Origin of the sequence: Salinicola sp. CR57 (genome assembly GCF_003206585.1) — a bacterium.
Taxonomy (GTDB): domain Bacteria; phylum Pseudomonadota; class Gammaproteobacteria; order Pseudomonadales; family Halomonadaceae; genus Salinicola; species Salinicola lusitanus.
Genome location: NZ_PZJL01000007.1, coordinates 41,761 through 55,027, shown reverse-complemented (window position 1 = coordinate 55,027; position 13,267 = coordinate 41,761). Strand labels below are relative to the sequence as shown.

Genomic DNA, 13,267 nt, shown 5'->3' with positions numbered 1-13,267 from the left:
ACGAAATGCCGACAGCAAAAAATAAAAACATTAGTTATATATTGACTCATCTTCCTCGCTCGTCAATTCTCCTTCGCGAGCCCTACCCAAAAACCGCCGGCGGGGCAAATAAAACAAATTCAAAAGGTAATCTCATGAATTCCATCAAACTGGGATTGAGCGCAGCGCTGGCAGCGACCCTGTCTCTGGCATCGGTTGCCCAGGCACAGGATCAAAACTTCATCACGATCGGCACCGGCGGCGTAACCGGCGTCTACTATCCGACTGGCGGCGCCATCTGCCGTCTGGTCAATGCCAACCGCGACGATAACGGTCTGCGTTGTTCGGTGGAGTCCACCGGTGGGTCAGTCTACAACGTGCGCACGATCCGGCAGGGAGAGCTGACATTCGGCGTAGTACAGTCCGACGTTCAGGCTGCAGCCATCGCCGGAACCGGCGCCTTCAGCGCCGACGGTGCTTACGACGATCTCCGAGCCCTGTTCTCGATACACCCCGAGCCCATGCACCTGATGGCGCGAGCCGACAGCGGCATCGAGACGGTCGCCGATCTCAAGGGACATCGCGTCAATATCGCCAATCCCGGCTCAGGCACACGCGTGTTGGCCGAAACGCTGATGAAGTACTCCGGCCTGACGGACGGCGACTTCTCGATGGCGGCCGAGCTGACATCCGCCGAGCAGGCATCCGCGCTGTGCGATGGCAATATCGATGCGACCGTCTGGGCCGCCGGCCTGCCCAACGGCTCGACTCAGGAAGCGACCTCTACCTGCGACGTCAAGTTGATCCCGCTGGCAGGGGACAACATCGATAAACTGCTGGCAGAGAATCCCGCCTACTCCGCGGCGACCATCCCTGGCGGCATGTACAACGGCAACCCCGATGACATCCCCACCTGGGGGCCACGCGCCACCCTGGTGACGTCCGCCGAAACAGCGGACGACGAGGTCTACGCCGTGGTCAAGGCGGTGTTCGACAATTTCAGTGATTTCCAGCGTCTGCACCCGGCGTTCGCCCGGCTGAACGAGGAGGAGATGATCTCTGCCGGCCTGACTGCCAAGCTGCACCCTGGCGCCGTTCGCTACTACCAGGAACGCGGCTGGCTGTAAGCGACCCTCCCTGGGCGTCGTCGGCAAGCGCCGGCGGCGCCTTTCTCGTTTGCCTCGCTCATGGTACCCGCCTCTCGTTTCGCGGGTTGCGACTCTCCAGGTGTAAGCCGTGAAAGACTCCGATACTTCATCAGCCGACGAAGCGGTCGCCACCGACTTGATGGCGGAGGCCGACTCCGGTGCACGCGAGCCGACAGGACGTTTCAATCGAAGCGTCCTCTGGATCGTGCCTCTGCTATGGTCGCTGTTCCAGCTCTGGATCGCGTCACCGATCCCCTACCAGCTCGGGCTATTCGTTGTGAACAACGCGCAGGCGCGCTCGATTCACCTCGCCTTCGCGGTGTTCCTGGCCTTCACGGCCTTCCCGACTCGCAAGCGCAGCCCTCGCGATACCATCCCTCTCACGGATTGGGTAACTGCACTGCTGGCAGCATTTTGCGCTAGCTATCTCTACCTGTTCTGGGATGAACTCGCAGCCCGTTCCGGCGCCCCCTCGACACAGGATCTGGTCTTTGCCTGCATCGGCGTCGTACTTCTTCTGGAAGCCGCTCGCCGGTCGTTGGGTTTTCCGCTCATGGCCGTGGCGGCCATATTCCTCGCCTACGTGTTCTTCGGCTCCTCCGAACTAATTCCCGACGTCATTCGTTGGCGCGGAGCCTCGGTCGAGCGCGCCATGAGTCATCTGTGGCTGACGACTGAAGGCGTTTTCGGTGTGGCGCTGGGGGTATCCTCAGGATTCGTCTTCCTGTTCGTCCTGTTCGGTGCCTTGCTCAATCAAGCCGGCGCCGGCAACTACTTTCTGTCGCTGGCGTTCGCCGCCTTGGGACATCTCCGCGGCGGGCCAGCCAAGGCCGCAGTCATCGCCTCCGCAGCCACGGGCCTGATTTCCGGTTCGTCGATTGCCAACGTGGTCACCACCGGCACCTTCACCATTCCACTGATGAAAAAGGTCGGATTTTCGCCATCCAAAGCCGGTGCCATCGAGGTTTCATCTTCGATCAACGGCGTACTCACCCCCCCGGTGATGGGCGCGGTCGCCTTCCTGATGACCGAGTATGTCGGCATTTCCTACGTCGAGGTGGTCAAGACGGCTATTCTACCTGCCGCCATCTCTTACGTTGCCCTGCTCTACATCGTGCATCTCGAAGCGATAAAGATGGGCATGACCGGCACCAGTTCGCGAAGCCCGATCCGCGTGATGCTCTCGACGGTCGTCGCGATCTGCGGGGGTATCGTCATCGCCGGCAGCGTACTGTGGCTTTCGGGCAGGGCCGTCGATCTGCTCGGGACGATGCTGGGCACTGCGGCCCTACCAATAGCGATCGCCGCATTTCTCGCGCTCTACGTGCTAGCCGTGCGCATCGGAGCCCGCCGCCGAGACCTGGATCTCTCCATCGACGGCATGCAGTCGCTGCCGCCGACCAAGGAGATCTTCATGAGCGGCCTGCATTACTTGCTGCCAATCTTCCTGTTGATGTACCTGTTGATGGTTGAGCGCAAATCGCCGGGATTTTCGGCGTTCTGGTCGACGAGCTTCATGCTGCTGGTGCTGCTGACCCAGCGTCCGCTCAAGGCGCTGTTTCGCGGTGAGCGCGAATGGGTGACTGGCATGTCCACTGGATTCCGGGAAGCGATCGACGGTTTGATCGAGGGCGCTCGCAACATGATCGGTCTGGCCTGCGCGATGGCAGTAGCCGGCATCATCGTCGGCTCGGTCACACTGACGGGCATTGGCCAGGTCATGGCGGAATTCGTCCAATTCCTCTCCGGCGGGCATCTGATGCTGATGCTGGTCTTTGTCGCGCTGATCTCGATCGTGCTCGGCATGGGACTGCCGACGACGGCAAACTATATCGTCGTCTCCTCGCTGATGGCCGGTGTCGTGGTCGAACTCAGTGCACAGCACGGACTGGTGGTACCGCTGGTCGCCGTGCACATGTTCGTATTCTATTTCGGCATCATGGCGGACGTGACACCGCCAGTAGGACTTGCCAGTTTCGCCGCCGCCGCCATCTCCGGGGGCGATCCGCTCAAGACCGGCTTTCAGGCATTTTTCTACTCGATCCGTACCGCTTTGTTGCCGTTTCTTTTCATCTTCAACACGGACCTGCTGCTGATTGACGTGACTTGGTATCACGCCATCATCGTCTTCCTTGTCGCCACTGTCGCCATGCTGATCTTCGCGGCCGGCACCATGGGCCATTTCCTGACCCGTTCACGGCTATGGGAGTCCACCGCGCTCATCGTGATCGCCTTGAGTCTCTTCCGTCCCGGTTTCTGGCTCGACCAGTTCCAGCCAGAGTGGACGCACGAACCGCCCGCGGAGATCTTCGCGCTGGCCGAAGCCGCGCCAGACGACACCAGTCTGCGCGTCGGCTTCGAGGGCGAGACGCTAGATGGCAACTTCGTCTCCTCGACCTATCTGCTGCCCCTGGGCCAAGCCGGTCGCTCCGGTGCCGACCGGCTCTCCCAGAGTGCCGGCATCGATCTAGTAAGCCGGGATGGCAGGGTCATCGTCGAACGCATTGCCTTCGGCGGACCGGCAGAGCAGAAAGGGGTCGACTTCGACTGGACGGTCACCGGTATTGAAGTCGCCAACGACCGCCTGCCGAAGGAGCTCTTCTATCTGCCCACATTCGCTGTACTGGGCCTGGTGATCGTCATCCAGCGTCGGCGAAAACGCAGGCAGGCAGCTACGGGCGATGCCCTGAGTGCGATCTAGCAAGTCGATTTCAGAGCCGGAGGAAGGCCACGACCAGCAGTCGTAACCGCTGATAGGCCCATGCCGGCAATTGCCGCGTGGGCCCATTTACAGGGCCCCTTCATTGGAGACGAATGTTTTTTACCCTTGTCCGAGCCATCAGCTTCCTTTCTGCGCTACCCAATAGGCGTTGCTTTCCTGGCGCAGTGTCTCGTAGGACTTGATCCGCTGCTGCGCTTCATCGCCGCCCTGCGCTACCAGCATCGCCAGCAGTGTCTCGATGACCGCCATCATGCCGGTATAGCAGCCGAAGTGATGAGTGGAGAGCACGGACGCGATCAGCGTCTCGTCGGCGCTGAAATCCGGCGCCACGATTTCACTGTCGGAGATCAGGATCAGCTTGAGCCCACGGCGCTGCGCGAACTGACATGCTTCGATGGTCTCCCGCGAGTATGGCGTCAGCGTGATCGCAATCATCACGTCGCCCTCACCGGCCGTGTGCAGGTCGTCGATGGCGCTATTCATGTGGCGAGGAATCAGCTGCAGCGACGGTAGCGCCATGCGCCCCACATAGTGCAAATAGAACGCCATGGCATAACTGGCGCGAACAGCGGTCAGATAGACATCGTTGGCGCTCAGCAGCAGGTCGACCACTCGTTGAAGCCGCGCCGGGTCGAGATGCTCGAGCGAGCGCTGAACGATCGACAGCGTGTTGCGCGAGGCATCGGCCTGGACGCGCCCAAGCTCACCGGCTTGCTGAAGGCTCTCCATCCACAGGGGTTGATCGCCACCGGTAGCCGATACCAGCGCATGACGGAAGGGTTCGCGCAGCTCATCGAAAGTCGAGAACCCCATGCGCTCGGCCAGGCGAATCAGCGTATAGGTGCTCACGCCGGCCTTGCGCGCCGTCTCCCTCACCGGGTCGAGCCCGAAATCCGAGGGATGATCGATGATGTACTTGGCTACACTGCGCAACCCCCGCGGCAGCTCAGGAATGGCCGCCTTGAGGTTGGACAAGACTCGGTTCTTCAACGCGGGGTCCATGGTTTTCGGGCGCTCCTCATCACACTCATAAAAATACAAACGTTATTTTTTTAAATTATTGACTATATTTGTTCCGGATGCAAAATGAGTTTCAAGCCTCTCCGGCCATTTCCCAACAAGATCCCTCAGGAACCGATTCATGGCTGACTCTCTCCCCTCCCATGCCTCCGTCGTCGTCATCGGCGGCGGCATCATGGGCTGCTCCACGCTCTATCATCTCGCCAAGATGGGCGTATCGGATGCCATTCTGCTCGAGCGCAACGCGCTGACCTCGGGCACGACATGGCACTCAGCCGCCCAGGTTCGCGCTCTGCGCAACTCGCGCAACCTGACGCAGATGATTCAATACTCGGTGGATCTCTACTCGCAGTTGGAGAAGGAGACCGGCCAGTCGGTGGGCTGGATTCAGAAGGGATCGCTATCGATCGCAACCAACCCGGGCCGCCTGACGCACATCAAGCGCCAGGAAGCCCTGGCCCACGCCTACGGCATCGACGCCGTCTCGATCTCGGCGGACGAGGCCAAGGAGCGCTGGCCGCTGATGAACCACGAGGACGTGCTCGGCGCGGTCTGGTCACCGGATGACGGCCGCGTCTCGCCCTCCGATGTCTGCGCCGCGCTGGTCAAGGGGGCCAAATCGCTAGGCGCGCGCATCTTCGAGAAGACCGGCGTCACCGGCATCCTCACCGAGAACGGTCGCGTCAAGGGGGTGGAGACCACTCAGGGTACGGTCATGTGCGACGCCATCGCGCTATGCACCGGGCTGTGGTCGCGGGAGGTCGGCGCCATGGCCGGTGCCGAAGTCCCGGCACTGGCCTGCGAGCACTTCTACCTGTTGACCAAGCCGATCGACGGTATCGTCGGCAATACGCCGACGCTGTCGGATCATGACAACCATCTTTACATGCGCGACGACTCCGGCGGTCTGCTGGTCGGCTGCTTCGAACCGATGGGCAAGCCCATTGCCCCGGGCGTACTCAATGAGACCTTCGAGTTCGGCCTGCTGCCGGAAGACTGGGATCACTTCGAGCCGATGATGATGAATGCGCTGCACCGCCTGCCGGCACTGGAAAACGCCGAAGTGAAGATGCTGCTCAACGGCCCCGAGAGCTTCACCCCGGACGGCACCTTCATGCTCGGCGAGACCGCCGAGACCAAGGGCTTGTTCCTCGGCTGCGGCATGAACTCCGTCGGCATCGCTTCCGGCGGCGGTGCCGGCATGAACCTGGCCTATGCCATCGTTCACGGCCACACCGCCTACGATCTCAGTGAAGCCGATGCCAAGCGCTTCGCACCTATTTTCAACAGTGTCGAGCATCTGATGGCCAGGGCGCCGGAAATCCTCGGTACCCACTACGACATTGCCTATCCCGGCAAGCAGCTCAAGACCGCCCGCGATCTGCGCAAACTCCCCTTGGATAGCGAATATCGCACCGCCAGGGCACACATGGGCCAATTCTATGGCTGGGAGCGTCCGCTGTTCTTCGGCAAGACCGCCGAGCCGGCGCTGCGCTTCGGTCGTCCGGACTGGTTCGAGAACGTGCGTGCCGAAGTCATGGCCGCCCACGAGCACGCGGCGATTTTCGACGCTTCACCTTTCGGCAAGATAGAGGTCGAGGGCCCGGACGCCGAGCGCTTCCTGCGCCAGGTCTGCGCCGGTCAGGTCGGCCGCGCCCCCGGCTCGGTGATCTACACCGCCATGCTCAACGAACGCGGCACCTTCGAGTCCGACCTCACCGCCCAGCGCCTGGCAGACGACCACTACCGCTTGTTCGTCGGCACCACCGCGATCAAGCGCGACCTGACCTGGCTCCGTCGACACAGCGACGGCTTCGACGTCACCCTGACCGACAACACCGAAACCTACGCCGTGCTCGGCCTGATGGGGCCGGAGGCCGCCCGCGTCGCGGCCGAGTGTGGCGCCAGCGGCCTGGACGAGATCGGCTACTTCAAGCACGCCGAGGCCCAGCTTGCCGGCAAGGCGGTGCGCGCCGCGCGGCTGTCCTACGTCGGCGAGGCGGGCTGGGAGATCACCTGCCAGGTGGCAGACGTCGACGCCATCTATACGGCACTGACCGCCGCAGGTGCCAAGCCGGCCGGCATGTTCGCTCAGACCTCGATGCGTATCGAGAAAGGGTTCTGCGCCATGGGCCATGAGCTCGACGGCGACGTCACACCGATCGCCACCGGCCTGGATTTCGCCACTCGCAAATCTGGTGGATTCATCGGTGCAGAGGCGCTGGAGGCCGCCCGTGAAGCCGGCGCCCGCTCGCACGTCATCTCGCTGACACTCGACGACGAGACGGCGGTGCCACTGGGCCACGAGCCGATCCATGTCGATGGCAAGATCGTCGGACAAACTACCTCCTGCGCCTTCGGCTATCGCATCGGCAAGCCGGTGGCACTCGGCCACAGCGACGTGCCACTGGAAGACGGCGCTCGCGTACAGGTCGATATCGCTCGGCAGCTCTTCGATGCCACCGTCACGCTCGGGCCGCTGTTCGACCCAACTGGCTCACGAATGAAGGTCTAATGCCATGTCCCGTCCCTTGATCATGGTCGCGCCCAACGGCGCCCGACGCGGCAAGGCGGACCATACCGCCCTGCCCGTCACCACGGCGGAGATCGTCGAAACGGCGGCAGCCTGCCACGCCGCCGGCGCCCATGCGCTGCATCTCCACGTTCGCGATGCCGAGGGGGCGCACTCGCTCGACGCCGGACGCTACCGGGAGACGCTCGCTGAACTCGGTCTGCGGATACCCGACATGAAGTTGCAGATCACCACCGAAGCGGCGGGACGTTTCACGGTGCCCGAGCAGCTCGCGTGTCTGCGTCAGGTCCGGCCTGCCTGGGCCTCGATCTCGGTACGCGAGATTGCCCGCGAGCCGGCGCTGGCGGCCGACGTCTACGCCACTTGCGCCGACAACGGTACCCAGGTGCAGCACATCCTCTACGAAGTCGCCGATATCCAGCAGTTGATCGACTGGCGCGCACGCGGCGTCGTGCGCCCCGATCAGGAGAGTGTGCTGTTCGTACTCGGGCGCTACCGCGAGGGCCAGGTATCGTCACCGGCCGATCTCGCGCCCTTGCGTGAGGCGCTGCCCGGCATCGGCCAGTGGATGGTCTGTGCTTTCGGCCCGCGCGAACACGAATGCCTGGTGGATGCCGCCAGTCAAGGCGGCGACGTGCGCGTTGGCTTCGAGAACAGCCTGAGCGGCGCCAACGGCCAGCCGCACGCCGATAACGCGGCATCCGTCGGCACCTTGGTCCGGTCACTGCTAGACCAGCCGCCCCACGCACAGGACACCTTTGCAGAGAGGAAACCGTCATGAGTCATGTCTTTGGGCGTCACTGCCACGCTGAGCTACCGACCGCCGTCGGCGGCGATGGCTGCTACCTGATCGATCGGGATGGCAAGCGCTACTTCGACGGTTCCGGCGGCGCCGCCGTTTCCTGCCTCGGCCACGCCAACGCCCGCGTCATCGAGGCGATCAAGGCCCAGGCCGATCAGCTCGCCTTCGCCCACACCGGCTTCTTCACCTCCGAGCCCGCCGAGGCGCTGGCCGACCTGCTCATCGCCAACGCTCCCGGCGATCTCGACCGGGTCTATTTCGTCTCCGGGGGCTCCGAGGCGGTGGAGGCCGCGATCAAACTGGCCCGGCAGTATCACGTCGAGCGCGGCGAGCCCGGCCGTCGCCACCTGATCGCGCGGAAGCAGAGCTATCACGGCAATACGCTCGGGGCACTCTCCGCCGGCGGCAACGCCCTGCGCCGCGCCCAGTTCGCGCCGATCCTGGTCGAGATGAGCCATATCTCGCCCTGCTACGAATACGCCGAGCGCCCGGCCGACGAAACGCCGGAGGCCTATGGTCAGCGCGTCGCCAATGAACTCGAGACCGAGATTCTGCGCCTGGGGCCGGACTCGGTCATGGCGTTCATCGCCGAGCCGGTGGTCGGCGCCACGCTCGGTGCGGTGCCCGCCGTGCCCGGCTACTTCCATCGCGTGCGCGAGATCTGCGACCAGTACGGCGTGCTGTTGATCCTCGACGAGGTCATGTGCGGCATGGGCCGAACCGGCCACCTCTTCGCCCATGAAGCCGAGGGCATCAACGCCGATATCGTCTGCATCGCCAAGGGCCTCGGTGCCGGCTATCAGCCGATCGGCGCCATGCTCTGCACCGATGCAATCTATCGTACGCTGGCCGAGGGTTCCGGATTTTTCCAGCACGGGCATACCTATATCGGCCACCCGATGGCAACGGCTGCCGGTCTCGCGGTGGTCCAGGAGCTGCTCGAGCGCGATCTGGTGACACAGGTCAAGGCGCGCGGGGACTATCTCGCCAACGCACTGGCCGAACGCTTCGGCGGCCATCCTCAGATTGGCGACCTGCGGGGCCGAGGGCTCTTCCGCGGCCTGGAGATCGTCGCCGACCGGGACACCAAGCGACCGTTCGACCCGACCCTGGGCGTGGCCGGCAAGATCAAGAAAGCCGCCTTTGCCGAGGGATTGATCTGCTACCCGATGCCCGGCACTCGCGATGGCAAGCACGGCGATCACGTCCTGCTCGCGCCACCGTTCATCGCCAGCGAGGCGGAACTCGACCAGTTGGTGGACCTGCTCGGCCGCGCGATCGACGCGGTGCTGACGTCCCTGCCGGCGATGCCAGACTGACGATGCCAACGCCATAAGACTCGCCGCGCAGCGGCTTACCCCACTGACCCGATGGTCGCCATCGCCCGCCTTCGAACCACGAAGGTGGGTTGGGGAAGCCTTGCGCCAAATCCGGGCGAATCGATGCCGGCGAGCGGGAGAAGCCCTTTTTCATGACGACGATTCAAAGACAAAGACGACGTTCCCAAGACCAACAACGAGGTGTTTCATGAAGATCCTGGTGCCCGTCAAACGGGTGATCGACTACAACGTCAAGGTCCGCGTCAAGCCGGACGGCAGCGGCGTCGACCTCGCCAACCTGAAGATGTCGATGAATCCCTTCGACGAGATCGCGGTGGAAGAGGCGATCCGCCTGAAGGAGCAAGGCACGGCATCCGAAGTCGTGGTGGTCTCCATCGGTATCAAGCAAGCCCAGGAAACCCTGCGCACCGCGCTTGCCATGGGCGCGGACCGCGCGATTCTGGTGGTCGCCACCGAAGATGTGCAGCAGGACATCGAGCCGCTGGCGGTCGCCAAACTGCTGGCTAAGGTGATCGACAGCGAGCAACCAGGCCTGGTCATCGCCGGCAAGCAGGCGATCGACAACGACATGAACGCGACCGGCCAGATGCTCTCCGCCCTGCTCGGCTGGAGCCAGGCGACCTTCGCCTCAAGCCTCGCCATCGACGGCGACACCGCTCGCGTCACGCGTGAGGTCGATGGCGGCCTGCAGACGCTCGACGTCCAGCTACCGGCGATCGTTACCGTCGACCTGCGCCTGAACGAGCCACGCTTCGCGTCGCTACCCAACATCATGAAAGCCAAGCGCAAGCCGCTCGACGAGAAGACCGCCGCCGACTTCGGCGTCGATGTCACGCCGCGCCTGACGGTGGTCAAGACCGAAGAGCCGGTCGGGCGTCAGGCAGGCGTGAAGCTCGACTCCGTCGATGAGCTCATCGACAGACTCAAGAACGAAGCGGAGGTGATCTGATGGCAGTCCTGTTACTGGCAGAAACCACCGACGCCGGCCTGGCGCTGGACGCCACCGCCCGCGCCGTCACCGCCGCCCGCCAGCTTGGCGAGGTCACGCTGCTGTGCGCCGGTCATTCGCTGGAGTCCGCCGCCACCGACGCCGCGAAGATCGAGGGGGTGAGCCGAGTCATCGTCGCCGATAGCGAAGCGCTGGCCCACCGTCTGGCGGAGCCGACCGGCGCGCTGCTGGTCTCGCTGGCAGAGACGTACAGCCATATCGTCGCGCCGGCAACTAGCGATGCCAAGAACATCCTGCCCCGTGTCGCCGCGCTGCTCGACGTCATGATCATCGGCGACGTCATCGCCATCGAGGACACGGACACCTTCCAACGCCCGATCTACGCCGGCAACGCGATTCAGACCGTCACCTCGAGCGACCGCATCAAGGTGCTGACCGTGCGCACCTCAGCCTTCGAGCCGTCGGCCAGCGCCGACGCAGTCACGGTCGAGTCGATCGACGCCCCCACCGCCAGCGGCCTCTCCACCTGGATCGAAGATAGCGTAGAGAGCTCGGACCGTCCCGAGCTGACCTCGGCCAAGACCGTCGTCTCCGCCGGGCGCGGCATCGGCTCCGCCGACAACTTCGCCATCATCGACGCCTTGGCCGACAAGCTCGGCGCGGCGGTCGGCGCCTCCCGCGCGGCGGTCGATGCCGGCTATGCCCCCAACGACTGGCAGGTCGGCCAGACCGGCAAGGTGGTGGCACCGGATCTCTATATCGCCTGCGGTATCTCCGGCGCGATCCAGCACCTCGCCGGCATGAAGGATTCGAAGGTGATCGTCGCCATCAACAGCGATGAGGACGCGCCGATTTTCCAGATTGCCGACTACGGTCTGGTCGGCGACTTGTTCGAGCTGGTGCCGGAACTGACGGAGAAGCTGGGATGACAGCACGTCTCATCGACGGCCGCGCCCGCGCCGCTCGCCTGCTGAGCGAGGTGGCCGAAGCCACCGCCCGACTGCGCGCGGAACGCGATATCCAGCCAGGCCTGGCCGTCGTACTCGTCGGACAGGATCCGGCGAGCGAGATCTACGTCAACAGCAAGATCCGTCGCACCGAGGAAGCGGGCATGCGCAGTATCGCGCACCGCCTGCCCGCCGAGGTGGCCGAAGCGGAACTACTCGCGCTTATCACGCGACTCAACCGCGACCCGCAAATCCACGGCATCCTGGTTCAATTACCACTACCCGCGCCTCTCGACCGCGCCCGCGTGATCGACGCGATCGCCCCGGAAAAGGACGTCGACGGCTTCACCGCGGTCAATGTCGGCCGCTTGGCCAACGGTGAACCGGCTCTCGTGCCGTGCACGCCGCTGGGCTGTCTGATGCTGCTCGAGGAGACGCTGGGCGACCTGCGTGGCCAAGTGGCAACGATCATCGGCTGTTCGAACGTGGTCGGCCGGCCGTTGATTCAACTGCTGCTGCAGCGCGACTGTTCGGTCATGGTCGCACATCGTCATACCCGCAATATCGCCGCCATGGTACGTGCAGCCGATATCGTGGTGGTGGCCGCTGGCGTGCCGAATCTGGTGCGCGGCAGCTGGCTCAAACCCGGCGTCGTGGTCCTCGATGTGGGGATCAATCGCCTCGAAGGCGCCCGTGGCGAACGCCGCATCGTCGGTGACGTCGCCTTCGAAGAAGCATTGGCAGTGGCCTCCGCCATCACACCGGTGCCTGGCGGCGTCGGTCCGATGACCATCGCCTGCCTGCTTGCCAATACCCTCGACGCCTGCCGTCGACAGATCGAATCCGCCGAGCGCAGCCCCGTGCCGGCCTGAATGCCCCTGGAGCTTTTCGCATGTCTCGATATTGTCTGACCGTAACCTGCTCTTCCCGTCGCGGCGTGGTCGCGGCGATCGCCGGATTCCTCGCCGACAATGGCTGCTCGATCACCGACAGCGCCCAGTTCGACGACCCCGATACCGGCCGTTTTTTCATGCGTATCAGCGCGGTTGCCGAAACCGGCGTGACGCAGGACGAACTCAAGGAGCGCTTCGATCCCATCGCCCGCGAGCTCGAGATGGCTTGGGGTATCCATGGCGAGGACGAGAAGATGAAAGTGCTCGTCATGGTCTCCCGCTACGGCCATTGCCTGAACGATCTGCTCTACCGCACCAGCATCGGCGCTCTACCGATCGAGATTGTTGCCGTCGTCTCCAATCACCTGGCTTACCAGAAGCTGGTGGTGAACAACGACATCCCGTTTCATCACATCCGGGTCACCCCGGAGAACAAGCCGGAAGCCGAGGCTCGACTGCTCGCTCTGGTCGAGGAGAGTGGCGCGGAGCTGGTGGTGCTGGCCCGTTACATGCAAGTGCTTTCCGACGATCTCTGCCAGAAGATGTCCGGCCGTATCATCAATATCCACCACTCGTTCTTGCCATCGTTCAAGGGTGCCAACCCCTACCGACAGGCGTTTCAGAAAGGTGTGAAACTGATCGGTGCCACTTCGCACTACGTTACCGCCGATCTCGATGAAGGGCCGATCATCGAGCAGGAGACGACCCGCGTGACCCACGCCCAGTCCGCCGAGGATTACGTCAGCATCGGCCGCGACGTGGAAGCCTCCGTACTGGCTCGCGCCATCCATGCCCATGCCAACCGCCGGGTGTTCCCCAACGGCCCGAAGACTGTGGTTTTTCCCGCGTCCCCCGGCAGCTACTCCGCCGACCGCGTGGGCTGAACGGCGGCTCCCGGCCATGTCCGGCGACCCGACGCTCGCCGGCGCGAACG

The 13,267-nt window shown here is 63.7% G+C and carries 10 protein-coding genes; 9 read left to right on the top strand and 1 reads right to left on the bottom strand.

Annotation, left to right across the window (positions count from 1 at the left end; translation table 11 throughout):
* The first annotated feature begins 134 nt into the window (after nucleotides 1-134).
* Nucleotides 135-1,106, top strand: coding sequence for a TAXI family TRAP transporter solute-binding subunit (locus tag DOM56_RS13060; RefSeq protein WP_110709471.1), 972 nt, complete (start codon nucleotides 135-137; stop codon nucleotides 1,104-1,106).
* A gap of 109 nt (nucleotides 1,107-1,215) precedes the next feature.
* The gene (locus DOM56_RS13055) at nucleotides 1,216-3,828 is read left to right on the top strand and encodes a TRAP transporter permease (RefSeq protein ID WP_348627115.1); all 2,613 of its coding nucleotides are present in this window, start codon (nucleotides 1,216-1,218) and stop codon (nucleotides 3,826-3,828) included.
* Nucleotides 3,829-3,966: 138 nt separating this feature from the next.
* Here the strand turns inward: DOM56_RS13055 and DOM56_RS13050 are convergent, their stop codons facing one another.
* Complete coding sequence (locus DOM56_RS13050) at nucleotides 3,967-4,851, bottom strand: MurR/RpiR family transcriptional regulator (RefSeq protein ID WP_110709469.1); 885 nt, start codon at nucleotides 4,849-4,851, stop codon at nucleotides 3,967-3,969.
* A 139-nt stretch (nucleotides 4,852-4,990) separates the two neighbouring features.
* On the opposite strand from DOM56_RS13050, the gene DOM56_RS13045 reads away from it, so the two are divergent.
* The 7 genes from DOM56_RS13045 (at nucleotide 4,991) to purU (ending at nucleotide 13,217) form a co-directional block, all read left to right on the top strand.
* The gene (locus DOM56_RS13045) at nucleotides 4,991-7,384 is read left to right on the top strand and encodes an FAD-dependent oxidoreductase (protein ID WP_110709468.1); all 2,394 of its coding nucleotides are present in this window, start codon (nucleotides 4,991-4,993) and stop codon (nucleotides 7,382-7,384) included.
* Between the two features lie 4 nt (nucleotides 7,385-7,388).
* Nucleotides 7,389-8,183 carry a 3-keto-5-aminohexanoate cleavage protein gene (locus DOM56_RS13040; protein ID WP_110709466.1) on the top strand — a complete coding sequence of 265 codons (795 nt, stop codon included), beginning with the start codon at nucleotides 7,389-7,391 and terminating at the stop codon, nucleotides 8,181-8,183.
* Nucleotides 8,180-9,523 carry an aspartate aminotransferase family protein gene (locus DOM56_RS13035; protein ID WP_110709464.1) on the top strand — a complete coding sequence of 448 codons (1,344 nt, stop codon included), beginning with the start codon at nucleotides 8,180-8,182 and terminating at the stop codon, nucleotides 9,521-9,523. The genes DOM56_RS13040 and DOM56_RS13035 overlap by 4 nt, the downstream gene beginning before the upstream one ends.
* A gap of 208 nt (nucleotides 9,524-9,731) precedes the next feature.
* Entirely contained in the window at nucleotides 9,732-10,493 is a 762-nt protein-coding gene (locus tag DOM56_RS13030) for an electron transfer flavoprotein subunit beta/FixA family protein (RefSeq protein WP_110709462.1), read from the top strand.
* Nucleotides 10,493-11,422, top strand: a complete 930-nt coding sequence (locus DOM56_RS13025) for an FAD-binding protein (RefSeq protein WP_110709460.1) — start codon at nucleotides 10,493-10,495, stop codon at nucleotides 11,420-11,422. The genes DOM56_RS13030 and DOM56_RS13025 overlap by 1 nt, the downstream gene beginning before the upstream one ends.
* Nucleotides 11,419-12,312 (top strand): bifunctional methylenetetrahydrofolate dehydrogenase/methenyltetrahydrofolate cyclohydrolase FolD, encoded by an 894-nt coding sequence (gene folD, locus DOM56_RS13020; RefSeq protein WP_110709458.1) that lies wholly within the window; start codon nucleotides 11,419-11,421, stop codon nucleotides 12,310-12,312. The genes DOM56_RS13025 and folD overlap by 4 nt, the downstream gene beginning before the upstream one ends.
* A gap of 20 nt (nucleotides 12,313-12,332) precedes the next feature.
* Complete coding sequence (gene purU / locus DOM56_RS13015) at nucleotides 12,333-13,217, top strand: formyltetrahydrofolate deformylase (protein WP_110709456.1); 885 nt, start codon at nucleotides 12,333-12,335, stop codon at nucleotides 13,215-13,217.
* Nucleotides 13,218-13,267 lie beyond the last annotated feature (50 nt).

Coding starts and splice junctions, on each gene's coding strand:
- DOM56_RS13030 (WP_110709462.1), top strand. CDS start 9,732: ATGAAGATCCTGGTGCCCGTCAAACGGGTGATCGACTACAACGTCAAG.
- DOM56_RS13025 (WP_110709460.1), top strand. CDS start 10,493: ATGGCAGTCCTGTTACTGGCAGAAACCACCGACGCCGGCCTGGCGCTG.
- folD (WP_110709458.1), top strand. CDS start 11,419: ATGACAGCACGTCTCATCGACGGCCGCGCCCGCGCCGCTCGCCTGCTG.
- DOM56_RS13045 (WP_110709468.1), top strand. CDS start 4,991: ATGGCTGACTCTCTCCCCTCCCATGCCTCCGTCGTCGTCATCGGCGGC.
- DOM56_RS13035 (WP_110709464.1), top strand. CDS start 8,180: ATGAGTCATGTCTTTGGGCGTCACTGCCACGCTGAGCTACCGACCGCC.
- DOM56_RS13050 (WP_110709469.1), bottom strand. CDS start 4,851: ATGGACCCCGCGTTGAAGAACCGAGTCTTGTCCAACCTCAAGGCGGCC.
- DOM56_RS13040 (WP_110709466.1), top strand. CDS start 7,389: ATGTCCCGTCCCTTGATCATGGTCGCGCCCAACGGCGCCCGACGCGGC.
- DOM56_RS13060 (WP_110709471.1), top strand. CDS start 135: ATGAATTCCATCAAACTGGGATTGAGCGCAGCGCTGGCAGCGACCCTG.
- purU (WP_110709456.1), top strand. CDS start 12,333: ATGTCTCGATATTGTCTGACCGTAACCTGCTCTTCCCGTCGCGGCGTG.